General features: G+C 64.8%; 26 protein-coding genes and 1 pseudogene. 10 read left to right on the forward strand and 17 right to left on the reverse strand.

The features are described from left to right. Positions 1–87 precede the first annotated feature (87 nt). The gene (locus PVW27_RS12595) at positions 88–918 is read left to right on the forward strand and encodes an MBL fold metallo-hydrolase (protein ID WP_274558218.1); all 831 of its coding nucleotides are present in this window, start codon (positions 88–90) and stop codon (positions 916–918) included. A gap of 41 nt (positions 919–959) precedes the next feature. Further along, positions 960–2378 (forward strand): FAD-binding oxidoreductase, encoded by a 1419-nt coding sequence (locus PVW27_RS12600; protein WP_274558219.1) that lies wholly within the window; start codon positions 960–962, stop codon positions 2376–2378. A 93-nt stretch (positions 2379–2471) separates the two neighbouring features. Here the strand turns inward: PVW27_RS12600 and PVW27_RS12605 are convergent, their stop codons facing one another. The 3 genes from PVW27_RS12605 to PVW27_RS12615 form a co-directional block, all read right to left on the reverse strand. Continuing rightward, positions 2472–3002 (reverse strand): adenine phosphoribosyltransferase, encoded by a 531-nt coding sequence (locus PVW27_RS12605; protein WP_274558220.1) that lies wholly within the window; start codon positions 3000–3002, stop codon positions 2472–2474. 86 nt (positions 3003–3088) lie between these two features. Further along, on the reverse strand, positions 3089–3958 hold the full coding sequence (locus tag PVW27_RS12610; RefSeq protein ID WP_274558221.1) for an S-methyl-5'-thioadenosine phosphorylase: 870 nt from the start codon (positions 3956–3958) through the stop codon (positions 3089–3091). A gap of 83 nt (positions 3959–4041) precedes the next feature. Then, positions 4042–4647 (reverse strand): flavin reductase family protein, encoded by a 606-nt coding sequence (locus tag PVW27_RS12615; RefSeq protein WP_274558222.1) that lies wholly within the window; start codon positions 4645–4647, stop codon positions 4042–4044. A 112-nt stretch (positions 4648–4759) separates the two neighbouring features. Here PVW27_RS12615 and PVW27_RS12620 point away from each other — a divergent pair, with 112 nt between their 5' ends. The 4 genes from PVW27_RS12620 to PVW27_RS12635 all read left to right on the forward strand — a co-directional run bounded on the left by PVW27_RS12620 (position 4760) and on the right by PVW27_RS12635 (position 7354). Then, positions 4760–5248 carry a GNAT family N-acetyltransferase gene (locus tag PVW27_RS12620; protein WP_274558224.1) on the forward strand — a complete coding sequence of 163 codons (489 nt, stop codon included), beginning with the start codon at positions 4760–4762 and terminating at the stop codon, positions 5246–5248. Between the two features lie 70 nt (positions 5249–5318). Continuing rightward, positions 5319–6083, forward strand: coding sequence for an EcsC family protein (locus PVW27_RS12625; protein WP_274558226.1), 765 nt, complete (start codon positions 5319–5321; stop codon positions 6081–6083). A 68-nt stretch (positions 6084–6151) separates the two neighbouring features. Further along, the gene (locus PVW27_RS12630) at positions 6152–6559 is read left to right on the forward strand and encodes a (R)-mandelonitrile lyase (protein WP_274558228.1); all 408 of its coding nucleotides are present in this window, start codon (positions 6152–6154) and stop codon (positions 6557–6559) included. A 9-nt stretch (positions 6560–6568) separates the two neighbouring features. Next, positions 6569–7354, forward strand: coding sequence for an aspartate dehydrogenase (locus PVW27_RS12635; RefSeq protein WP_274558262.1), 786 nt, complete (start codon positions 6569–6571; stop codon positions 7352–7354). Between the two features lie 7 nt (positions 7355–7361). On the opposite strand, the gene PVW27_RS12640 is transcribed toward PVW27_RS12635, so the two are convergent. Next, positions 7362–7526 carry a hypothetical protein gene (locus tag PVW27_RS12640; RefSeq protein ID WP_274558229.1) on the reverse strand — a complete coding sequence of 55 codons (165 nt, stop codon included), beginning with the start codon at positions 7524–7526 and terminating at the stop codon, positions 7362–7364. Positions 7527–8052: 526 nt separating this feature from the next. On the opposite strand from PVW27_RS12640, the gene PVW27_RS12645 reads away from it, so the two are divergent. Further along, positions 8053–8790, forward strand: coding sequence for a PRC-barrel domain-containing protein (locus PVW27_RS12645; protein WP_274558230.1), 738 nt, complete (start codon positions 8053–8055; stop codon positions 8788–8790). Positions 8791–8953: 163 nt separating this feature from the next. Continuing rightward, on the forward strand, positions 8954–9100 hold the full coding sequence (locus PVW27_RS12650) for a hypothetical protein (protein WP_274558232.1): 147 nt from the start codon (positions 8954–8956) through the stop codon (positions 9098–9100). Between the two features lie 84 nt (positions 9101–9184). Here the strand turns inward: PVW27_RS12650 and PVW27_RS12655 are convergent, their stop codons facing one another. From PVW27_RS12655 to PVW27_RS12670, 4 genes are all read right to left on the reverse strand, one after another. Continuing rightward, positions 9185–9397 (reverse strand): hypothetical protein, encoded by a 213-nt coding sequence (locus PVW27_RS12655; RefSeq protein WP_274558234.1) that lies wholly within the window; start codon positions 9395–9397, stop codon positions 9185–9187. A gap of 37 nt (positions 9398–9434) precedes the next feature. Continuing rightward, positions 9435–9566: a hypothetical protein gene (locus PVW27_RS12660; protein WP_274558236.1), complete on the reverse strand. Its 132-nt coding sequence runs from the start codon at positions 9564–9566 to the stop codon at positions 9435–9437. 127 nt (positions 9567–9693) lie between these two features. Then, on the reverse strand, positions 9694–11934 hold the full coding sequence (gene ptsP / locus PVW27_RS12665) for a phosphoenolpyruvate--protein phosphotransferase (protein ID WP_274558237.1): 2241 nt from the start codon (positions 11932–11934) through the stop codon (positions 9694–9696). A 94-nt stretch (positions 11935–12028) separates the two neighbouring features. After that, complete coding sequence (locus tag PVW27_RS12670) at positions 12029–13288, reverse strand: aspartate kinase (protein ID WP_274558239.1); 1260 nt, start codon at positions 13286–13288, stop codon at positions 12029–12031. Between the two features lie 173 nt (positions 13289–13461). Between PVW27_RS12670 and PVW27_RS12675 the strand changes: the two genes are divergently transcribed. Continuing rightward, complete coding sequence (locus PVW27_RS12675; RefSeq protein WP_274558240.1) at positions 13462–13884, forward strand: YbjN domain-containing protein; 423 nt, start codon at positions 13462–13464, stop codon at positions 13882–13884. 202 nt (positions 13885–14086) lie between these two features. After that, the gene (locus tag PVW27_RS12680) at positions 14087–15307 is read left to right on the forward strand and encodes a tyrosine-type recombinase/integrase (RefSeq protein ID WP_274558241.1); all 1221 of its coding nucleotides are present in this window, start codon (positions 14087–14089) and stop codon (positions 15305–15307) included. A gap of 4 nt (positions 15308–15311) precedes the next feature. On the opposite strand, the gene PVW27_RS12685 is transcribed toward PVW27_RS12680, so the two are convergent. The 9 genes and pseudogenes from PVW27_RS12685 to PVW27_RS12725 form a co-directional block, all read right to left on the reverse strand. Then, complete coding sequence (locus PVW27_RS12685; RefSeq protein WP_274558242.1) at positions 15312–15542, reverse strand: hypothetical protein; 231 nt, start codon at positions 15540–15542, stop codon at positions 15312–15314. Between the two features lie 410 nt (positions 15543–15952). Further along, positions 15953–16594: pseudogene (locus tag PVW27_RS12690) on the reverse strand (SDR family NAD(P)-dependent oxidoreductase); the annotation flags it as partial. Positions 16595–16616: 22 nt separating this feature from the next. Further along, positions 16617–17066: a DUF1178 family protein gene (locus PVW27_RS12695; protein WP_274558243.1), complete on the reverse strand. Its 450-nt coding sequence runs from the start codon at positions 17064–17066 to the stop codon at positions 16617–16619. A gap of 114 nt (positions 17067–17180) precedes the next feature. Further along, entirely contained in the window at positions 17181–17657 is a 477-nt protein-coding gene (locus PVW27_RS12700) for an NUDIX hydrolase (protein WP_274558244.1), read from the reverse strand. A 163-nt stretch (positions 17658–17820) separates the two neighbouring features. Continuing rightward, complete coding sequence (gene modC, locus PVW27_RS12705) at positions 17821–18915, reverse strand: molybdenum ABC transporter ATP-binding protein (RefSeq protein WP_274558246.1); 1095 nt, start codon at positions 18913–18915, stop codon at positions 17821–17823. Next, entirely contained in the window at positions 18912–19622 is a 711-nt protein-coding gene (modB, locus tag PVW27_RS12710) for a molybdate ABC transporter permease subunit (protein WP_274558247.1), read from the reverse strand. The genes modC and modB overlap by 4 nt, the downstream gene beginning before the upstream one ends. Before the next feature lie 27 nt (positions 19623–19649). Beyond that, the gene (modA, locus tag PVW27_RS12715) at positions 19650–20420 is read right to left on the reverse strand and encodes a molybdate ABC transporter substrate-binding protein (protein ID WP_274558249.1); all 771 of its coding nucleotides are present in this window, start codon (positions 20418–20420) and stop codon (positions 19650–19652) included. A gap of 64 nt (positions 20421–20484) precedes the next feature. Further along, complete coding sequence (locus PVW27_RS12720) at positions 20485–20892, reverse strand: winged helix-turn-helix domain-containing protein (protein ID WP_274558251.1); 408 nt, start codon at positions 20890–20892, stop codon at positions 20485–20487. 47 nt (positions 20893–20939) lie between these two features. Further along, the gene (locus tag PVW27_RS12725; protein WP_274558252.1) at positions 20940–21623 is read right to left on the reverse strand and encodes a hypothetical protein; all 684 of its coding nucleotides are present in this window, start codon (positions 21621–21623) and stop codon (positions 20940–20942) included. Positions 21624–21747: the final 124 nt, after the last annotated feature.

Genomic DNA, 21747 nt, shown 5'->3' on the forward strand with positions numbered 1-21747 from the left:
TTTTCGGATATTTTTGGCAAGAAGAAACGGCAAGGTGAGGTGACAGGCGACGCGGCCGCGCTATCCTGATCACCAGGAGGACCTGCCATGATCCGTCACATGCCCGTTCTTGCCCTTGCAGTCTCGCTCATCGCCGCCCCCGCGCAGGCGCAGGATCGCATCCCCAGCCATTGTATCGCGGTCGCTGATGCCGCCCCCGGTCTGGAATACCTGCATCAGGCCAGCTTCCGCGACCCGCTGCCCGCCGATACCGTGCGGATCAATTACATCGACCATGCCTCGTTCCTGATCCAGACCACGGGCGGGCTGAACGCGGTCACGGATTTCACGGGCTTCATCGGCAATGTCGATCTGATCCCCGATATCGTGACGATGAACCACGCCCATTCGACCCATTGGACATCGGCACCAGACCCGGCCATTCCCCATGTCCTGCGCGGCTGGGGTGAGGTCTTCGGGGAAGGGGTCGATCATTATCTGGATCTGGGCGAGATGCTGGTGCGCAACGTGCCCACCGACATCAGGTCCTTCCGCGGGGTCGAGGCTCGGGGCAATTCCATCTTCATTTTTGAAGTGGCGGGCCTGTGCATCGGGCATCTGGGCCATCTGCATCAGGAACCCAGCCCCGAACAATATGCCGCCATCGGTCGGCTCGACGTGGTCATGGCGCCGGTGGACGGCGGCCTGACGCTGGACCTGCCGACGATGATGCGGGTGGTGGGACGGCTAAGCTCCTCGGTGGTGATCCCGATGCACTGGTTCGGCGATGGCACGCTGCGCGCCTTTGTGGACGGGATGAGAACGCAGTTCGCCGTGATCGACGCAGGCGAGAGCAGCCTCGAGCTGTCCCTGGCCAACCTGCCGCGCCAGCCCACGATTGTTGTGCTTCGCCCGCAGCTTTTGCAGGACGCGGACTAGTCGCTCTGGACGGCGGCGGGCGGCGTGATAGAACCTTGTTCATGACGCTGAACCCCGCCACACCCGACCTCGCCCGCGCCTTGCGCGATCATCTGCCCGACCGCGCCTTCCGCGAGGTGACACCCGCCTATCTGGAAGAACCGCGCGGCCGCTGGGCTGGCCATGCCGGGCTGATCGTCGCGCCTGAAACGGTGGAACAAGTCGCTGCCGTGCTGCGCGCCTGCACCGCCGCCCGCGTCGGTGTTCTGCCCTATGGCGGGGGCACCGGGTTGGTCGGCGGGCAGATCATGCCCGACGGGCCCGCGCCGCTGCTCCTGTCGCTGGAGCGGATGACGGCGATCCGCGCGGTTTACCCCGAAGAGAACGTGATGGTGGTCGAGGCAGGGGCTATCCTGTCGGATATCCACGATGCGGCGACGGCGGTGGACCGGCTTTTCCCGCTCAGCATCGCGGCCAAGGGCTCGGCCCGGATCGGCGGCAACCTTGCCACCAATGCGGGCGGCGTCAATGTGCTGCGCTATGGCAATGCGCGCGACCTCTGTCTGGGGGTCGAGGTGGTGCTGGCCGATGGCCGCATCTGGAACGGCCTGTCGCGCCTGCGCAAGGACAATACCGGCTATGACCTGCGCCATCTGATGATCGGGTCCGAGGGCACGCTGGGCGTGATCACGGCGGCCAGCCTCAAACTGGTGCCGCGTCCCGCGGGCGAGGGAACGGCGCTGATGGTGGTCGAAAGCCCCGCCGCCGCCCTGACGCTGTTGTCCATGGCGCGCGACCTGATGGGCGAGGGGGTCAGCGCCTTCGAGTTGATGCATGCCAATGGCCTGCATTTCCTGACCGAGACCCTGCCCGATATCCGCCAACCCTTCGCCGAGACCCCCGACTGGTTCGTGCTGATCGACGTGGGGCTTGCCCATGGCCTCGATCCCGCCACGGCACTCGAAACCCTGTTCGAACGCGGGGCAGAAGCCGGTCTGGTCAGTGACGGCATGATCGCCCAATCCGAAACGCAGAGGCATCAGTTCTGGGAAGTGCGCGAACAGATCCCCGAGGCGAACCGCCGCGTCGGCGCCGTCTCAAGTCACGATATCTCGCTGCCTCTTGGGCTGGTGGCCGAATTCATCCGCCGCGCCGATGGTCTGATCGCCGGGATTGGTGATTTCCGCATCAATTGCTTCGGTCATCTGGGCGATGGCAACCTGCATTACAACGTCTTTCCCTTGCCCGGAAAATCGCGCGCCGACCATCTGGATGTCCGCGATCATGTGAAACATGTGCTGCACGATCTGGTGTATGAGATGGGCGGCTCGGTCAGCGCCGAACACGGGATCGGGCGGCTCAAGATCGACGATCTGGAACGCTATGGCGATCCGGTCAAGCTCGAGATGATGCGCGCCATCAAGGCGACCCTGGACCCGTCGGGTATCCTCAACCCCGGCGCGGTGCTGCGCCGCGCCTGAGTTTCTTCTTGCTGCATACATCCTCGGGGGGAGACGTTCAGCACAGCTGAACGGCGGGGGGGCAGACAGCCCCCCATCACCCTCAGCCCCGGGTCACAGCCCTTCGAAGGCGCACAGGGCGTGCACCTCCATCCCCATCGCCTCAAGCCGCTTGCGCCCGCCCAGATCGGGCAGGTCGATGATGAAGGCGCAGCCCGCGATCACCCCGCCCAGCCGCTCGACCAGCCGGATACCCGCCTCGGCGGTGCCACCGGTGGCCAGCAGATCATCCACGACCAGAACCGTTTGTCCGGCGCGGATGGCGTCGTCATGGATCTCGACAATCGCCTCGCCATATTCCAGCTTGTAATCTTGGCTGATCGTGGTGCCCGGCAGCTTGCCCTTCTTGCGGATCGGCACAAAGCCCGTGCCCAGTTGATGCGCGATGGCCCCGCCCAGAATGAAGCCCCTTGCTTCCAGACCCACGACCACGTCGATGCGCTGCCCGGCATAGGGGTGCAGCATCTGGTCCACGGCCATGCGGAACCCGCGCGGATCGGCAAAGAGCGTGGTCACGTCGCGGAACAGGATGCCCTCATGCGGGAAATCGACGATGGTGCGGATGTAATCCTTGACGGTTTTCATGATGGCTCCGTGTTGCGCGAACGTGGTCTCTAAGCAATCTCAGAAAAAGTTGACAGACTTTTTCGGTTCCACAGTGCGACCACCATCTAAAGCACACGCCCCGCCACGGCATCAAGCCGCGCAATCAGCGCGGGGTCACGCTTGTCCGGGGCCGTCATGATCGCGTGCTCCAGCGCGCGGTCGCAGCCATGCGGGCAGGGCGCGCGGTCCGCCCCAACCAAGGCAGGCAGCCCCGCCACCAAAGCGCGGGCATGGGCAGCATTGCCGCCCAGCGTGGCGATGACCTGCGCCACATCCACCTGATCATGATCCGGGTGCCAGCAATCGTAATCCGTGACCATGGCCACGCTGGCATAGCAAAGCTCCGCCTCACGGGCCAGTTTTGCCTCGGGCATGTTGGTCATGCCGATCACGTCGCAGCCCCAGACCTCGCGGTACAGCCGCGATTCGGCTAATGTCGAGAACTGCGGCCCTTCCATCGCCAGATAGGTGCCACCCTCATGCACAGTCACCCCAGCGTCGCGGGCCGCTTGCGCGCAAGCGGCCGACAGTCGCGGACAAGTGGGATGGGCAAGGCTTACATGCGCCACGCAACCCGATCCGAAAAAGCTGGAGGCGCGCCCCCTTGTGCGGTCGATGAACTGATCCACGATCACGAAATCGCCCGGAGCCATCTCCTCGCGGAAGGAGCCGCAGGCGCTGACGCTGATCACATCGGTCACGCCCAGCCGTTTCAGCGCGTCGATATTGGCGCGGTAGGGCACGTCCGAGGGCGCATGCACATGCCCGCGCCCGTGACGCGGCAGGAACGCCATCGGCACGCCATCCAGCACGCCTGTCAGGATCTGGTCTGACGGCTCACCCCAGGGCGTGCTGACGCTCACCCATTCCGGGTTCTGCAAACTGTCCAGCTGATAGAGGCCAGAGCCCCCGATGATCCCGATCTTCGTCTGCATGGGGTGGTCGCCCTGTGATTGCCCTTTGTCGCCCGCAGGTTAGTCCAGACGGCACAGGCTGCAAGCGGTGATTGCGCCCGTGATCAGTCGTCGGGCCGCGTCAGGGCGAAAAGTTCGGTGATCACCGCGTAATCGCGGTATCCCAGCCGCGACAGCGGGCGGAAGGTGGTCACATCGAACACCCCGTCGACAAGACAATCGTCGCGCATGTGCACGCCCGTCACCTCGCCCAGAACAAGGCTGTTGCCCTCGCCCTCCAGCTGAACGATCTGGGTCAGGCGACATTCCAGCGCCGCAGGCGCACCCGCCACCCGGGCGCAGGCAATGGTTTCACACTCCACCCGCGTCAGTCCGGCATGATCGAACTCGGACTGGGCCGCAGGCAGCGTCTTGGACGAGGCGTTCATGGCATCGCGCATGGCGAATTCCACGATGTTCACGCAGAACACGCCAGTCTCGATGATATTGGCGACCGAATCCTTGGTCCCATCCCGGTCGGCCTTGGTCCCGGTCGAGGCGAACATGACCTGCGGCGGGGTATAGGCCACCGCGTTGAAAAAGGAATAGGGGGCCAGATTGTCCACCCCGTCCTTGCCCCGCGACGAGATCCACCCGATCGGGCGCGGTGTCACGATGGCGTTGAACGGGTTGTGCGGCAGGCCGTGGCCATCCTTGGGCTGGTAGAACATCAGGTCCCTCGTTTCTGTCACGCCACAGGCGCTTGTGGTTTGTGCCTGACCTAGCGCCATGCTAGGGGCGTTTCCACCTGAAACTTGATTTGACGCGCGAGGACTGGCGAAGGTGTTCCAATTGTCCGAGGAAACCGCCGCCGATTGGTGGGAGGTCGAGGCGCTCTATGACCTGTGTTTCGCGCCGGGGCGCGAGGCGCTGTCCTCCTACCGTCTGCGCGACAATATCCCCCCCGTGCCGGGCCTCTCGCTGGTGGCGCGGGACCGTGAAGGTATTCTGGCTGGGGCGATCCGCTATTGGCCCGTCCGCGTGGGCGATGTGCCCGCGCTGCTCTTGGGGCCCGTGGCCGTGCATCCTACCCGGCAGGGCGAGGGGTTGGGGGCGCTGCTGATCCAGCACAGTCTGGAGCGGGCGCGCGACGCCGGCTGGCAGCGGGTGATGCTGGTGGGCGACGCGCCCTATTACAACCGCTTCGATTTCTGGAAGCTGGACGGCGTCGAGATGCCTCCGCCCACCAACCCGGACCGCGTTCTGGGCCATGAACTGGTGGACGGCGCATGGCAGGGGATCACCGGCCGCGTGGTGCGCTGGACGGATTGACCTGCACCTTGCCGCTTGAATGGCAGCCCGTGGTATCCAATCTATGCAATAGCAAAGCATGGAGAAGCCGATGACCACGAACACCCTGATCCCCGTCGATGTCGAGGCGGAACTGGACCGGCTGGCGCAACGCTATGCGGCGGCGGGCGGCATGGGGATTCAGGTGCTGAACCTGATCGGCGGACGCGCGGAATCGCTTCTGGACCGCTTGCCTGCCTCGGTGCGCGACCGGCTGGGCGAGGGGACCGAGGCCGCGCTGCACTGGGCAATGCGCGCCGCGCAAAGCTCGCGCGGCTTGGTCGGCGATCAACCCGGCTGGATGAACACGGCAGTCACCACGGCGATGGGGGCCGCGGGCGGTTTTGGCGGATTGCCTTCGGCCATGGCGGAACTGCCGATCACCACGACGATCCTGCTGCGGTCGATTCAAGGCGTGGCCGCGGAACACGGCTTCGACCCTGCGGCCGCCAATGTGCAATTCGATTGTATCGAGGTTTTTGCCGCAGCCGGACCCTTGGCCCGCGATGACGGGGCGGATCTGGCCTTTATCTCGACGCGGCTGACGGTGACGGGGCCTGTGCTGCATGGGCTGATCGCCCGCGTGGCTCCGCGTCTGGCCACGGTGATGGGGCAGAAGCTGGCCGCGCAGACCGTGCCCTTGCTGGGCGCGGTGGCAGGGGCCGCCACGAACTACGCCTATACAAGCTATTATCAGGAAATCGCCCATGTGCATTTCGGTCTGCGCAAGCTGGCGATTGACGGGGATGTGCCGCAGGCGGAACTGGCCCAGCGGTTGCGCGACAAGGTGACCCGTTTGCCGGCGCGGCGCGGCTGACCTTATCGGCGCTTGCCCTGCGCGCGCCTCTGCGGAACAGTGGCGGCAGGCAGCAGGAGGAGCGAAGGATGGAGATCACGGCAAACGGAACCCGGCCCACAGGGCGGGGCGAGGCGGAATACTTCACCGGCGATGTGGCGATGGAGCCTGTCATCACCGCCCCTGATCCGGCGCGGTTGCGGGCTGTCCGCGTCACCTTTGCACCCGGCGCGCGCACGGCATGGCATACGCATCCCTTGGGACAGACCCTTCTGGTCATGTCCGGGCTGGGGCTGGCGCAAAGCTGGGGCGGCCCTGTTCGCGTGATCCGTCCCGGCGACACCGTCTGGTTCGCCCCCGGAGAGAAACACTGGCATGGGGCCGCCCCTGCCAATGCCATGACCCATCTGGCCATGCAGGAGGCGCTGGACGGCTCCGCCGTCACATGGCTGGAGCAGGTAAGCGATGAGGACTACACCCGCCCGGCTGAAGGCTGAACCTGCGTGCTGCGGGTCGGGCTGATCGGGCACGGGGCCATCGCGCAATATGTGGCGCGGGGGATGGGGGCGATAGATGCGGTGCTGGCGCTCGCGCTGATCCGACCAGGGCGCGCGGCGGCGGCGCGGGCGGCCTTGGGTGATATCAGATGCGTCGAGGGCCTTGATGGCGATCTGCCCGACATCATGGTGGATTGTGCCGGGCATGCCGGGCTGGCGCAGCATGGGGCACAGGTGCTGCGGGCCGGGGTGCCGCTGGTCACGGTCTCGCTGGGGGCGCTGGCCGACGCGGCGCTGGAGACAGAGCTGACCACCGCTGCCCGCGATGGCGATACCCGTTTGATCCTGTGCAGCGGCGCCATCGGCGGGCTGGACGCGCTGCGCGCGGCGCGGATGGGGGGGCTTACCCAAGTGACCTATGAGGGGCGCAAGCCCCCCGCAGGCTGGGCCGGGTCGCGGGCCGAGGATGTGCTGGACCTGTCAGCGCCGCTGGAGCATGAGGCCGTGCATTTCGAGGGGGACGCCCGGCAGGCGGCGCTGCTGTATCCCAAGAACGCCAATGTTGCGGCGGCAGTCGCCTTGGCGGGGCTGGGGTTCGAGGGCACGCAGGTGCGGCTGATCGCGGACCCGGCGGCGCGGGGGAATATCCACCGGATCACGGCTGCGGGCGATTTCGGAGAGATGTCCTTTGTGATCACCGGCCGGACCTTGCCGGGCCATCCCCGCACCTCGGCGCTGGCGGCGATGAGCGTGCTGTCGGCGCTGGCCGATCAGGCTGCGCGGGTCCGGTTCTGAAGGCGGGTCAGCCCTTCTTCTTGGCTTCGGCGGCGGCCTTCATCCGGGCGACCAGTTCGGCCTTGGGACCCGTCTTGCCATAGGGGTTCTTGTCGGTGCCCTTTTCGTTGTGTTCCTTGTGGCGCGGCATGTTTTTGGCCGACTTGTTTGCGCCCTGTTTTCCGTAATCCATGACCTTGCCCTCGACTGTCTGGGTATTGCCTGCTCATGCACCACGGCGCGGTTTTGCACAAGGTGGATGCGGGGGGCTGGCGTCTGTCCCATGATGGGACATTTTTCGCTTCCTTTCATTTCAATGGCTTGGCGATCCGCCTTCAGCATCTGTTTACCTTGGTTACCGGCAAATGAACGCTGTCGTGACGGGTGCGGATTGGGATGACGGCGCGCGGGAGGGTTTGCGGATGCGCGCGAACTTGCCCAAACATGAGCTATGCTTCGGCGCTTTGTCGCCAGTGCGCAGGGCTGCCCGGCAGGGGCGCGCGCAGGGGGCGGGCTGTCCCCGGCCGGTGATGGCCGAGGTAAATATCCTATACTTTCAGGTAGTAAGGCCGTGATCTGCCTGTTGTAAGAGCCCCCGCCGGGCTGTTGCAAGGGTTTGATACACCGCTCATGCGGGTGGTGGAACGGTCTATCCTGACGGAACCGATGACCCTCGCCTCCGGTTGTCCAGTCACTTCATGCAACCAAGAGGTGATGACATGACACTGAAGAATTTGATGACGACCACCGCCCTGAGTCTGCTGCTGGCCACGTCCGTTGTGGCGCAAACCGGTAGCGGCACGACGGCGCCCGCTGACGGCACTGCACCTGTGGCAACCGACGGGATGACGGATGCCGATTCCATGGCACCGCAAAGCCTGTCGGAGATGACCGTGGGAGACCTGAACGGCACCGATGTGAAGGATGCCAATGGTGAATCGATCGGCGCCATCACGGATGTCGTGCAGGGGATGAGCGAAGGTGAAGCCGTCGTCGGTATCGGCGGTTTCCTTGGGATCGGCCAATATGACGTGGCCCTTCCGCTGAGCGAGCTGTCCTATAACGCGGCGGATGAGGTGATCTCGGTCAGCCTGACGCGCGAAGAGCTGGAGGCGATGCCGGAATATGACGGCACCGACAAGGAACCGTTGCCGCCCGAGACTCAGCTTTCGACGCTGATGGACGAGACGCCTGATGCAGCCGCAACGGATGCGCCCGCGACGGATGCTCCTGTCACTGACGCTCCGGCAACCGACGCGCCGGCGACGGATGCACCTGCAACCGATGCGCCTGCGACAGACGCGCCTGCAACCGATGCACCGGCAACGGATGCTCCTGCGACCGATGCACCGGCAACGGATGCTCCTGCGACCGATGCACCGGCAACGGATGAAACCGAAGCCGATGACACGCTGGAGACAGATACCAACGAGGAAGAAAGCACCACCACCGACTAAACCGTCGTGATGGTTTTCACATCGCAATGACGGGGGGCTGCCATGTGGTGGCCCCCTTTTCTTGTGGCGCTGGACATGCCGTCGCGGCGCGCAAAGCGGTGCGTGCAAGCACGCACCCTACGGTTCGCTTGAAACCGCGCGGGGATCAGCCCTGCCGGGTTAGATGATCCATCACGGCGGGGCGGGCGGCGCGGATGACGTCGCGCAGTTCCGCGAGGGTGGTGCGGCGCAGGTTGGATGTGAGGGGGCGATGAAGGCGGGGCGCATCGAGAGCATGTCGCGGCCAGTGGCGGCAAGGCAGGGTGCGTGATCTCATGCACCACTCACCCGTCGCGGCGCGCAAAGCGGTGCGTGCAAGCACACACCCTACGGTTCGCTTGAAACCGCGCGGGGATCAGCCCTGCCGGGTTAGATGATCCATCACGGTGGGGCGGGCGGCGCGGATGACGTCGCGCAGTTCCGCGAGGTTGGTGCGGCGCAGGATGGATTTGACCGGACCGATGGAGGCGGGGCGCATCGAGAGCATGTCGAGGCCGATGGCGGCAAGGCAGGGTGCGTGATCTCTCGCACCAGCCACCCGTCGCGGCGCGCAAAGCGGTGCGTGCAAGCACGCACCCTACGGTTCGCTTGAAACCGCGCGGGGATTAGCCCTGCCGGGTTAGATGCTCCATCACGGCGGGGCGGGCGTCGTAGATGACGTCGCGCAGTTCTGCGAGGTTGGTGCGGCGCAGGATGGATTTGACCGGGCCGATGGAGGCGGGGCGTATCGAGAGCATGTCGCGGCCAATGGCGGCAAGGCAGTACCTGTAGGGTGCGTGATCTCACGCACCACCCACCCGTCGCGGCGCGCAAAGCGGTGCGTGCAAGCACGCACCCTACGGTTCACTTGAGACCGCGCGGGGATCAGCCCTGCCGGGCCAGATATTCCATCACGGCGGGGCGGGCGGTTTCCTCGCCACGGTCGCGGGCGTCGTAGATGACGTCGCGCAGTTCCGCGAGGTTGGTGCGGCGCAGGATGGATTTAACCGGACCGATGGAGGCGGGGCGCATCGAGAGCATGTCGAGGCCGATGGCGGCCAGACACGCCGCCTCGACGGGGCGGCCCGCGTCTTCGCCGCAGAAGCTGAGCGGGGTGCCGGTCGCGGCGCAGCGTTCCACGATGTTTTCGAGGAATGTCAGGAAGCTGAGATTGAGCGTGTCATAGCGGCGGCGGACGCGTTCATTCTCACGATCTGCGGCGAAGAAGAATTGTTTGAGGTCGTTGCCGCCGATGGAGAGGAATTGCACCTCCTCATAAAACTGCTCAGGCGCGAAGGCGAGGCTGGGGGTTTCCAGCATGGCGCCCACTTCCAATGAGGCGGGCAGGGGGTGGCCGAGGATGCGTTCGCGTTCCATCGCCTTGTCCATCTCGGCCTTGGCGGCGAGGTATTCGCCGTATTGCGCGACAAAGGGGAACATGATGGTCAGCGGGCGGCCATGGGCGGCGCGGATCAGGGCCTGCAACTGCATCCGCATGACGCCCGGTTTGTCGAGGCCCACGCGGATGGCGCGCCAGCCCAGGGCGGGGTTCGGCTCGTCATTGGGCTTCATGTAGGGCAGCACCTTGTCGGAGCCGATGTCGAGCGTGCGAAAGACCACGCGCTTGCCTTGGGCGGCATCGAGGACGCGGGCATAGAGCGCCGAGAGTTCCGAGCGTTTCGGCATCTGGTTGCGGACCAGAAATTGCAGTTCGGTGCGGAACAGGCCCACGCCTTCGGCGCCTGATCCGGCAAGGCTGGGCAGGTCGGCCATGAGACCGGCGTTCATGTGCAATCCGATGCGGCGTCCGCAGAGGGTTTCGGCGGGTTTGTCGCGGATCGAGGTGTAGCGTTCCTGTGCCTGGGCCTGCATCGCGATCTTGTCGCGGAAGGCGGAGGCGACGGTGTCGTCGGGGCGCAGGTGGACGGTGCCCTGATCGCCGTCCACCATGATGAGGTTGCCGTTCAACGCCTCGGTCGTGATGCGGCCGGCGCGGATCACCAGAGGGATCGCCAATGCGCGGGCGACGATGGCGGCATGAGAGCCGACGGAGCCTTCTTCCAGCACGATGCCGCGCAGGCTGCGACCATAGTCCAGCAGTTCGGCGGGGCCGATGTTGCGGGCCACGAGAATGGGATCGGTGGGCATTTCCGCCCCTGTTTCCTTGCCCTGTCCGGTCAGGATGCGCAGCAGGCGGTTCGAGAGGTCGTCCAGATCGTGAAGGCGGTCGCGCAGGTAGGCGTCGGTGACCTGCTCCATCCGGTTGCGGGCGTTGGACTGTTCCTTTTCCACCGCGGCTTCGGCGGTCAGGCCGCGGGCGATGTCCTCCTCCATCCGGCGCATCCAGCCCTTGGAATGGGCGAACATGCGGTAGGCCTCCAGCACTTCGGTCTGGTCCTTGTCGCCATTGGTGGTGGCCAGCAGTTCATCGACGCTCAGGCGCAACTGGCCCACGGCCTCGTGCAGGCGTTCCAGTTCCTTGTGCGGGTCCTCGGAGATCGGGTTGGTCACGACGACGCGGGGTTCGTGCAGCCAGACATGGCCTTCGGCGGCACCTTCCTGCGCTGTGGTGCCGCGGATCAGGACGGATTGCTGGTGGCGGGCGGAGAGGGCGGCGCCTTCGCCCTGAAAGGCGCCGAGTTCGGTCATTTCGGCAAGGACCATGGCGACGACTTCGAGGGCGTAGACCTCGTCGCCGGAAAATTCGCGGGCTTCTTTCGACTGGACGACCAGAACGCCCAGTTTTTCACCAAGTCGCTGGATGGGGACGCCGAGGAAGGAGGAATAGATCTCTTCCCCGGTTTCGGGCATGAAGCGGAAGCCCTTTTCCTGCGGGGCGTTGGCGGTGTTGATGATGCTGCCGGAGCGGGCGACGCGGCCGACGAGACCTTCGCCCAGTTTCATGCGCGTCTGGTGGACGGCTTCTGCCTTGAGGCCCTCGGTCGCGCAGAGTTCAAGGGTTTCGGGGTCGCGGAAAAGGTAGATGGAGCAGACTTCGGTGCCCATCGAATCGGCGGTCAGATGCGTGATCTTGTCCAGCCGGGCCTGACCCGCGCTGTCCTCGGCCATGGCGTCGCGCAACCGGCGCAGCAGCTTGCGGCTTTCGGATTCGGTCTGTTCGGGCATATGGCCTGCCTTGTTCCCCGTCCTGTGATCCGCTGGTCCAAGCCGGCCTGCCGGTCAGACCGGCAGCCGGGGCGGGGCCACCGATCGCCTGCTGTCAGGCCGATTTCTCCAACTCGAAGGCATCATGCAGCGCCTGCACGGCAAGTTCCATGTATTTCCTGTCGATGAGGACGGAAATCTTTATCTCGGAGGTTGCAATGACCTTGATGTTGATCCCCTCATCCGAGAGCGTCTTGAACATGCGCGCGGCCACACCGGCATGGCTGCGCATCCCGATGCCCACGACCGAGACCTTGGCCACATTGGTATCGGCTTCGAGCCGGTCGAATTTGATCAGCCCGGCTTCGCGCGCCTCGACCAGTGCCTTTTCGGCGCGTTTCATCTGGTCGATGGGGCAGGAGAAGGTCATGTCGGTGACGCCACCGGCATGGCCCTGATAATTCGTCTCGGACACGTTCTGCACGATCATGTCCACATTGACGCCCGCATCGGCGAGGGGGCCGAAGATGGCGGCGGCGATGCCGGGGCGGTCCTCGATGGTGACGAGGGTCATCTTGGCCTCGTCACGCGAGAAGGCGATACCGGAGACGGCTTTGGATTCCATGATAAGCTCCTCGTCGCAGACCAGCGTGCCTGCGGTGTCTGTGGGTTCCTCGAACGAGCTGAGCACGCGCAGCTTGACGTTGTAGCGCATGGCCAGTTCGACCGAGCGGGTTTGCAGCACCTTCGCGCCGAGGCTGGCGAGTTCCAGCATCTCCTCGAAGGCGATCTTATCCAGCTTGCGGGCCTTGGGGCTGACGCGGGGGTCTGTCGTATAGACGCCGTCCACATCGGTATAGATGTCGCAGCGTTCCGCACCAAAGGCGGCGGCAAAGGCCACGGCGGTGGTGTCCGAGCCGCCACGGCCCAGCGTGGTGATCCGGCCTTCGGGCGAGATGCCCTGAAAACCCGCCACAACCGCGACCTTCATGCCTTCGGCGAATTTGGCATTGATGTTGTCGGCGGGAATTTCCTCGATCCGGGCGGCGGAATGGGCGGAGGTGGTGATAAGCGGCACCTGCCAGCCCTGCCAGCTGCGGGCGGGGATATCCATTTCCTGCAAGGTCAGCGCCATCAGACCGGCGGTCACATTCTCGCCCGAGGAGACCACGGCGTCATATTCGCGCGCGTCGTAGAAGGGCGAGATGTCCTGCACCCATCCCACAAGCTCGTTGGTCTTGCCCGACATGGCCGAGACGATGACGATGACGTCATAGCCCTTGGCCACTTCAACGCCCACCCGCTTGGCGGCGCGCTTGATCCGGTCGAGGTTGGCGACGGACGTGCCGCCGAATTTCATCACGAGAACGGGCATGATCTGTCCTTGGTCGCAAGCTGCGCTCGCGTTTAATCTGTCGCCGTGATGCGCGCAATATCAATATGCGGGCGGGGCTGTCATGCGACGGTATCTTGCGCGTCGCGCCGGGCTGTCGTTACTGTCCGCCAAAGCGCGTCCGTGCCGGGGCGCGCGCGATCAAGGAGGATCACATGATTTTGGCGCACAGACCGGTCCATCTGGTCCTGACTCTTGTGGCGGGGCTGGCCCTGCCTGTTTCGGCCATGGCGCAATCCGCGACCGATCTGCTGGACGGGTCCGACCCGGCGGCGATCCTGAATATCGCGCAGGGCTATGGCTCGGCCATGCTGGATGTGGATTCGGTGGGTGATCCGATGATCGAGGGCCGGATCGACGGGCAAGCCTATACTGTCTTTTTCTATGGGTGCGAGGCGGGGAAGGATTGTTCGTCGATCCAGTTCACGACCTATTTCGCGGGCATCCGTCCTGATGCCTCGCTTGTCAGCGCATGGAATGACGAGAACCGTTTCGGCACGCTGTATCTGGACAGTGACGGCGATCTGGCGATTGATCTGGATGTGAACCTGATCAATGGCATTTTTGCAACGTCCTGACTTTGCGCGGTTTTTCCTCTAATGCCCTGTTTTTGCTTCCGCAATCGCGTTTTTGCGGCGGCGTGCGGCGGCGCTGAATTGCGTTTGAGGTGGTCAAAACGGCGGTAAATGGTTGATGTGATGTTGATGCAGGTGTTGATGTGGCTTGACGTGCGCCTCGAAAAACGCAGGACTGCTCCGGGGTGTTTCGGAGGCGATGAGGATGCCAAAACGGATTCGATTGAGTGAAAGTGTCGTTAAAAAGGAAACGGCAAAAGATCGTGATTTCCAGATTTTCGATGACATGGTCATTGGCTTTGCCTTGGTGGTTTACCGCTCGGGCAATAAGGCTTTTGCCCTGAATTACCGGACCAGCGGTCGGCTTCGGCGCTATACCATCGGGCGGTGGCCTGAGTGGTCTGTTACGGCGGCTCGGGCGCGGGCGGCTGAGCTGCGCCGTCAAGTTGATGCCGGCTCGGATCCCATGGACGAGCGGAAGTCGGCTTACGGGTCGGCGACCATTTCGGCTTTGGTCGATCTCTATCAGACTGAACACCTGCCGAAGGTGTCGGCGCGAAATGCCAAGGATCAGAGGTCTATGCTCGCGACCTTTGTGCTCGCGCGGTGGAAGGGTCGCCTCGTGAAAAGCATCACGGCGCGGGATATAGACCAGCTGCTGACGGAGGTGGCTTCTGGCGCTCTGAGCCGACGCAAATGGCCGGAAGGCGTGGGCAAAAGGCCTACACCCACACGTGCGAACAGGTGCGGTGAAGTGCTCCGAAAGATGTTTTCTCTGGCGGTCGATGTCGGGATGCGGCCGGATAATCCCGCTTTGAATTATCGGCGACGCGAGGAAACGCAGCGGGACCGATTTTTGTCGCTGCACGAGGTCACCGCATTGGTGGGTGCGCTCGACGTGGCCGATGATCCGCTGGCAGCTGATCTGGTTCGGATGCTGATTTTGACTGGCGCGCGCAAGGGCGAGGTGTGTAACGCGCGCTTTGACGATTTCAGTCTCGACCATCTGTTTTGGACAAAGCAGGCGGCGACGACGAAGCAGAGACGGATCCATCGGGTTCCGATATCGCAGGAGGTGGCTTCGATCATCAGGCGGCGCCGGGCGGAGGTTCCCGAGGGGTGTCCATGGCTATTTCCGCTTCTGGACGGCAGTGCTCCGGTCAGGAACATCGAGAGGGGCTGGGATCAGATCAGAAAGCTTGCCGGGCTCGAGGGACTGCGTCTCCACGATCTGCGGCACACCTTCGCCTCTTTGCTGGTGTCGGATGGATCTTCCCTCGAAATGATCGGGGGGCTCCTGGGCCACAGCAACACGCGCACGACGCAGCGCTATGCGCATCTGATGGACTCGCCGTTGCGGGCCGGGGTGGATAGTGTCGCGGCGCGGCTGAAGCCGCGCCTGCGGGTCATTGATGGCGGCGGCTAAGCCGTCAGTTTCGGTTGCCTGCCGGCATGGGCTGGGTGGTGGCAGGCTCGAGGGGTTCGGCTTCCACCACGAAGGCTTCAGCATGGCCGTCGCCGTGATTCGCAATTTCGAGCCAGCGCGCGCCGGCCACGCGCGCTTCGTCTTTCGTTTCTTTGAATTGGGCAAAGGTCGGGACGGAGTTCACCAGTCCAATGGCAAGGTGCCCGCTTTGCAAAAGTGATTTGTCGTTCGGCATTAATTGTTCCCTTGGGCTTTTTCAGGACGCTTGGTCCGTGTTCATTATAGCTTCAAAAACTGGATAAATTCGAGCGCGCATCGTTCTTTCATCTGGAAACTCACCGTCCTCCGAATTTCTGCTGAACCAGTCTTGCATTTCCTTGAGTAGCGCCGTCTTGGTCGCTGGCAAGCCTTCGAGGTGAATTCTTTTGATCAGGGCGACATACATGGCGTCCCAATCGTATTTAGGTGCCGCATATTTGCGCGGGAGGCCGGTTCCAATCTGCTTAGAGAACGCCTCGTATTCCTCCTGAAGGATCAGGATGTCATCGACCGTGATGGCGATGCCTTGCTCGGGCGTGTCAAAGAAGATCCATGACTTCGATTTGCTCTTGGGTGGCCGGATGCGCCGCAGCGTCTGCCATGTCGCGGATGGGCGCGTCCGTCCCATGTTTCGAAGCAGCCTGTGGTGTCCAGACCAAGGGCGTCGAAGCGCGCCGCCAGCCCGGTGGCGGATTGATCCACGGTGATGTCGGCACCCGCGCCGCCCATGTCGGTCTGCACCCATCCGGGGTGGTAGATGCCCACGGCGATGCCGCGCGGGGCCAGATCGGCGGAGAGGTTGCGGCCAAGGTTCAGGGCGGCGGCCTTGGAGGCGCGGTAGATATAGCTGCCCCCCGGCGCGCGGGTGTCGCTGGCCATCTGCGAGGAGATGATGGCGATCTTGGGCATTTGCGCGCGGGCCAGATTCGGCAAGAGGGCCTGCACCGCGAGAAAGACGCCGGTGACATTGGTGGCGAAGGTGTCGGCCCAGAGGGCGGCCGGATAGCCGTCATCAAGGCTCTGGCCCTTGTCGGCATAGATGCCCGCGTTGCAGATCAGAAGATCGACGGGCTGATCCTTGATTGTTTGGGCCAGACGCGCATGGGCGGCGGGGTCGGTCACGTCGAGCTGGATCAGATCCTTGTCGCCGCTGCGCGATGTGCCGGTGACCTGATGTCCCTGTGCCAGATACTGCGCGCGCAGGGCGGCGCCGATGCCGCGGCTTGCGCCGGTGATGACGATATGCATGTGCGGGAGCGCCTTCCTTGGTTCAGTTGGTCTTGCGGCGCGGGATGAAGGGCAGCGGCGCGATGGGCACCCCGTCCTCGATCAGGCGGCGGGCGTCTTCGGGGCGGGCCTCGCCATAGATGGCGCGGTCGGGGGCGGTTCCGTCATGGATGGCGCGGGCTTCGCGCGCGAAATCCTGTCCGACATAGTCGGAATGGGTTTCGATATGGTTCTTGAGCGCGGCCAGCGCCTGTGCGGCGGGGGTGGCGGGCGCGGCGTTTGCCGGGACGGTCGGGGCCGCAGGGACCGGGACCGGGGCCGCGTCGCGTGCGGGGCGCACGCGGGGGGCCATCACGGCCTTGGACACCGAGGTGACGCCGCAGATCACGCAGGTGACCATGCCCGCGCGTTCCAGCTTGTCATAGGCATCCGAGGACTGAAACCAGCTGTCGAAGCGGTGGTCATTGCTGCATCTGAGCGAGAACTGGATCATCTGGCCTGCTCTGCGGTGAAGGCGCGGCCCTGTGCCCCTGTGTGCCGGGGGCCGGCAGGCCGAGGCGCCGGGATCGTGTGGTGAACAGATAACGGCTTGGCGGGTGAATTCAAGTCAGCGCTTGAGCTTGCGGGGGTCGAAGCTTTTGATGATCTGGGCCAGTTCGGGTTCCTGTATCGCCTTGGCGGCCTTCTTCTGGCTGAACCATTTGCGTTGGCGCATCCCGGATTCGGGGTAGTCGGCGGCCAGTTCGCGCACCCGCACGGGATAGACCATCGCGACGCAGGGCAGCAGCGCATCGGGGCCGAGCATCTTGGAGTAGGAGAACATGCCGAGGCAGACGTCTATGGACTGCCCCTCGACGCCCGCTTCCTCCCAGGCTTCGGTCATGGCGGCGCGGGCGGGGGTGACGCCGTCCATCGGCCAGCCCTTGGGCACGATCCAGCGGCCCGAGCCGCGGCTGGTGACGAGCAGGATCTGTGTCTTGTCCTTGACCACCCGGTAGCAGAGCGCAGCAAACTGGGTCCGGACATCGCTTTTATGCGCTGTCTGGAGCCGGAGCGGCAGCTGTTTGATGTTCTGGACGGTCACATCCGGAAATCCTTGGTGGTGATCATGGCAGGGCGGGTCGCGCGGGTTGGTTGAAAATAGCGCATAGGTGCGGGCATATCCAGAGCCAGGGTGACAGCGGCCCGCCTTGCGCGGGTGACTGTGGCGCATTCGCCTTGGGGCTGCGTGGTCGTGGGCGGGCGGATCAGAGGTCCGGGCCGGTGGCGGTCCAGATGCGGTCGCGGGCCACGGACATGGACTTGAGGATGGCATGGGCGCTGTCGCCGGGTTTGAGGTCCAGCGTGGCGCAGGCGCGGCGGGTGATGCGGATCAGGATATCCTCGGAGCCGATGGCGAGATGGACCACCGCGCCCGGTCCTTCGCCCTGATGGATGCGGGTGATGGTGCCCGGCAGGATGTTCAGCGCAGAGAGACCCTCGGGCCGGGCGCGGGACAGGATCACCTCGTGGGCGAGGATGCGGACACGCAGGGTGGTTCCGGGCGCATCCTCGACCCGTGGCAGCCAGAGGGGACCTGCGGCGGTGATGAGTTCGGTCAGCCCGTCGGCGTGATGCGTGACGACGCGGGCGGTGAGGGTCGAGGCTGCGGCCCGCGCGCCGACCGCCGCCGTATCGCCCAGGACCTGTGCTGCGGGGCCCGTGGCGACCACGCGCCCCTGACGGAGCGCCACGACGGTGGTGGCCAGCCGCGCCACTTCGGGCAGGGCATGGCTGACATAGAGGATGGGCACCGCCACCTCGTCGCGCAGGCGTTCGAAATAGGGCAGGATCTCGGCCTTGCGCGCCTCGTCCAGCGCGGCCAGCGGTTCATCGGCGAGGATCAGTTTCGGCGCGGCCAGCAGGGCGCGGCCGATGGCGACGCGCTGTTTCTCGCCCCCCGACAGCGCACCGGGGCGGCGGTCCAGCAGATGGCCGATGCCCAGCATCTCGATCACGCGGGCGGGGTTTTCGTGGCGCGCATCGCGGGGGGCGAACCAGCGGCCGTAATGCAGGTTCTGCCGGACGGTCAGATGGGGAAACAACCGGCCTTCCTGAAAGATATAGCCCAGCCTGCGGCGGTGTGGCGGCAGGATGCGGTGCGCTTGCGTGTCCAGCAGCACCCAGTCGTCCACGGCGATGCGTCCCATGCGGGGGCGCAACAGACCCGCCATGGCATTGATCAGCGTGGTCTTGCCTGACCCAGACGGGCCGAACAGCACCGTCACGCCGGCAGGGGCCTCGAAGCTGACATCCAGATCGAAGCCGGGAAAGCCGTGGCGGATGGCGACAGACAGCGTCATGATCCGGCCACCATGCGGGCGACGCGACGGCCCACCACCTCGGACAGCAGCAGCGCGGCCATGGCGATGGCCACGGCGATGAGGACCAGACGGCTGGCCGCGTCCTCGCCGCCCGGCACCTGCAGAAAGGCGTAGATGGCGGAGGGAATGGTCTGCGTCTCGCCGGGGATGTTGGACACGAAGGTGATGGTGGCCCCGAATTCCCCCATCGCCTTGGCAAAGGCGAGGATCGCCCCCGCCACGATCCCCGGCAGGATCAGGGGCAGGGTGACGGTGGCAAAGACCCACAGCCGCGACGCGCCCAGCGTGCTGGCGGCGGCTTCCAGCTTGGGGTCCACCGCCTCGATCGCCAGACGGATGGCGCGCACCATCAGGGGAAAGGCCATGATCGCGGCGGCAAGGGCGGCCCCGGTCCAGCGGAAGGACAGCACGATGCCGAACCATTGATCCAGAAACTGACCCACCATCCCGCGTCGTCCGAAGGTGATGAGCAGCAGATACCCAGTCACCACCGGTGGCAGGATCAGCGGCAGATGCACGATCCCGTTCAGGATCTGCTTGCCCGGAAACGACCAGCGCGCCAGTGCATAGGCGATGAAAATGCCCAAGGGCAGGCTGGCCAGCGTGGCCCAGAACGAGACCGACAGGCTGAGCCGGACGGCTTGCCATTCTGCCGGTCCCAGCCAGTTGGTCAGGGCATCAATCATTCCGCGTGCCTGCCTCAGTCATCCGGGTCAGTCAAGCACGGTGAAGCCGTGATCCTGCCAGATCGCGCGGGCGCTGTCCGAGGCGAGGAAGGCGAGGAAGGCATGGGCCTGGGGGCTGTCGCTTTGCGCGGTGATCGCTGCGGGATAGGTGATCGGTGCGTGGCTGTCCGCCGGGAAGGTGCCGATGACCGTCACCCTGTCCTCGGCCGCCGCATCGGTGGCATAGACGATCCCCAAGGGGGCCTCGGCCCTGGCCACGAAAGCAAGGGCGGCGCGCACGTTGTCGGCCTGCGCGACCTGGGGGGCGACGGCATCCCAGAGCCCCAGATGGGTCAGCGCCGCCTTGCCATAGACGCCGGCGGGCACGGCATCGACCAGCGCCATGGCGAGCCGGCCGCCCCGCAGCAGCGCCGGCAGATCGAGGGTCGCGTCGAGGGTCACGGGGGGCGCGTCCGGCCCGTGGGCGATCAGCACCAGCCTGTTGCCGAGGATGTCGCGGCGGGTGCCGGGCTGCAGGTCGCCCGAGGCTGCGAGCGCCTCGATCCAGTCGGTGCTGGCCGAGATGAAGATATCGGCGGGCGCGCCTTGCTGGATCTGGCGCGCGAGGGAGGATGATCCGGCATAGGACAAGGTGGCGGTCTGGCCAGACTGTGCGGTCCAGGCGGCGGCGACGCGGTCCAGCGCGGTGGTCAGGCTGGCGGCGGCGAAGACGGTCACATCGGCCCCGGCGCGCAGGGGGGCGGCTGCGAGGGTCAGGGCCATCAGCGTGGCCAGAACCGGGCGGCGGGCGAGGGGCATGAGGGGCTCCGGGTTGATATGGTCCGTGAAACATATCGCAGGAGGGGACGGGCCGGGGCAAGCGTTATTTTCCGTCGGGAATATCCCTGTCCGGGGCCTCCGACAGCAGGGCGCGCAGGTCCTGCAGCCTGTCGGCACCGGCCGCGGCGGCCTCGACCTCGAACGCGCGGTAGAGCGCCAGCACGCGCCGCCCGTTGGGTGTCAGCACCGCCCCGCCGCCGCCCGTCCCGCCGCGCGTGCTGGAGACGAGCGGGTCGCGGAACATGGCGTTCAGGGTGCCGATCAACTCCCAGGCGCGCTTGTAGCTCATCCCCATCTCGCGCCCCGCCGCCGCGATGGAGCCGGTCCGGTCCAGCCGTTCCAGCAACTCGGCCTTGCCGGGGCCGATCATCTCGGCCTCGCCAAAGACGATGCGGATGCGCAGACGCGGATGCGCCGGGGTGTCAGGAGCAGTGTCGGGCGGCTGGCTCATGCCCCCAGATGTGTCGGATCGGGGGGCATGTTGCAAGGGGGGTGCTATTATTCGGGGTTGAAGAAGTAGGCTCCGAAGCGATGCCATTGAGAAGCTGTTAAAACGGCAGGCTCGGCCTCAAAGATTGCCATCCGCCCGACATGGCGCGTGGGTTTGCAGAACTCTTCGACCACATGGTAGCGGGGCCGGTCGCTGTAATCATCGAAAAGGATTGTGGTGGGTCGGTTGATGTGCATCAGGGTTGCAACGAAACAGGCCACTCGGAACCGTCCGTCGATCAGCACGACATCGGGATGGATCAGGGCAGGGTGCTGCCAGATCGACATGGGGTAGTTGATGAAGTGAAGGATCTTGCTGTTATCCACCGGATGACCCCATTCCTTGGTCTGGCCGATGTCAACGTGGGTCATGAATACCTTGCCCTTTGGCGGGTTGTGGTGGAACCAATCCTCCATCTTCTTGCACCAGTCCCTGTCGCTTTCTGTCGAGAACACGGTTGTTCCCGACTGCTCGGCGGCCAAGATGGTGGAGCCCCCGGAACCGTATTCGACGATTGATTTTGGAGTTGAGTAAATGCCTTTGACAAATTTGGCAACTTCATCCGGTAAGGTAAGCTCCGGTTTGGGCGGCCTTAGCACAGAATTGCGTTGCGCAAGTATCTTCTGTCTTTCGGCGATGCGAGCCGACGATTCAACCTGAATCTTTCGTGATATTGCATCTACAGTTGCCAAAGGCTCTGTTGCACAAATCGGCTGATCGCCGAAGTTCCCCTTTCCCTGGACAGACTTATCCCACGGTCTCTGTGACGGGTATGCCGAGTGCGGTGTAGCCGTTCAGGATGGCGATGCGGACCTG

The sequence above is a fragment of the Seohaeicola sp. 4SK31 genome (assembly GCF_028802875.1).
Lineage (GTDB): Bacteria > Pseudomonadota > Alphaproteobacteria > Rhodobacterales > Rhodobacteraceae > Seohaeicola.

Excerpts from the sequence above, each read along its gene's own strand:
- PVW27_RS12595 (WP_274558218.1), top strand. The coding sequence starts at position 88 with ATGATCCGTCACATGCCCGTTCTTGCCCTTGCAGTCTCGCTCATCGCC.
- PVW27_RS12600 (WP_274558219.1), top strand. The coding sequence starts at position 960 with ATGACGCTGAACCCCGCCACACCCGACCTCGCCCGCGCCTTGCGCGAT.
- PVW27_RS12605 (WP_274558220.1), bottom strand. The coding sequence starts at position 3,002 with ATGAAAACCGTCAAGGATTACATCCGCACCATCGTCGATTTCCCGCAT.
- PVW27_RS12610 (WP_274558221.1), bottom strand. The coding sequence starts at position 3,958 with ATGCAGACGAAGATCGGGATCATCGGGGGCTCTGGCCTCTATCAGCTG.
- PVW27_RS12615 (WP_274558222.1), bottom strand. The coding sequence starts at position 4,647 with ATGTTCTACCAGCCCAAGGATGGCCACGGCCTGCCGCACAACCCGTTC.
- PVW27_RS12625 (WP_274558226.1), top strand. The coding sequence starts at position 5,319 with ATGACCACGAACACCCTGATCCCCGTCGATGTCGAGGCGGAACTGGAC.
- PVW27_RS12630 (WP_274558228.1), top strand. The coding sequence starts at position 6,152 with ATGGAGATCACGGCAAACGGAACCCGGCCCACAGGGCGGGGCGAGGCG.
- PVW27_RS12640 (WP_274558229.1), bottom strand. The coding sequence starts at position 7,526 with ATGGATTACGGAAAACAGGGCGCAAACAAGTCGGCCAAAAACATGCCG.
- PVW27_RS12645 (WP_274558230.1), top strand. The coding sequence starts at position 8,053 with ATGACACTGAAGAATTTGATGACGACCACCGCCCTGAGTCTGCTGCTG.
- PVW27_RS12650 (WP_274558232.1), top strand. The coding sequence starts at position 8,954 with ATGATCCATCACGGCGGGGCGGGCGGCGCGGATGACGTCGCGCAGTTC.
- PVW27_RS12660 (WP_274558236.1), bottom strand. The coding sequence starts at position 9,566 with ATGCTCTCGATACGCCCCGCCTCCATCGGCCCGGTCAAATCCATCCTG.
- ptsP (WP_274558237.1), bottom strand. The coding sequence starts at position 11,934 with ATGCCCGAACAGACCGAATCCGAAAGCCGCAAGCTGCTGCGCCGGTTG.
- PVW27_RS12670 (WP_274558239.1), bottom strand. The coding sequence starts at position 13,288 with ATGCCCGTTCTCGTGATGAAATTCGGCGGCACGTCCGTCGCCAACCTC.
- PVW27_RS12675 (WP_274558240.1), top strand. The coding sequence starts at position 13,462 with ATGATTTTGGCGCACAGACCGGTCCATCTGGTCCTGACTCTTGTGGCG.
- PVW27_RS12680 (WP_274558241.1), top strand. The coding sequence starts at position 14,087 with ATGCCAAAACGGATTCGATTGAGTGAAAGTGTCGTTAAAAAGGAAACG.
- PVW27_RS12685 (WP_274558242.1), bottom strand. The coding sequence starts at position 15,542 with ATGCCGAACGACAAATCACTTTTGCAAAGCGGGCACCTTGCCATTGGA.
- PVW27_RS12695 (WP_274558243.1), bottom strand. The coding sequence starts at position 17,066 with ATGATCCAGTTCTCGCTCAGATGCAGCAATGACCACCGCTTCGACAGC.
- modC (WP_274558246.1), bottom strand. The coding sequence starts at position 18,915 with ATGACGCTGTCTGTCGCCATCCGCCACGGCTTTCCCGGCTTCGATCTG.
- modB (WP_274558247.1), bottom strand. The coding sequence starts at position 19,622 with ATGATTGATGCCCTGACCAACTGGCTGGGACCGGCAGAATGGCAAGCC.
- modA (WP_274558249.1), bottom strand. The coding sequence starts at position 20,420 with ATGCCCCTCGCCCGCCGCCCGGTTCTGGCCACGCTGATGGCCCTGACC.
- PVW27_RS12720 (WP_274558251.1), bottom strand. The coding sequence starts at position 20,892 with ATGAGCCAGCCGCCCGACACTGCTCCTGACACCCCGGCGCATCCGCGT.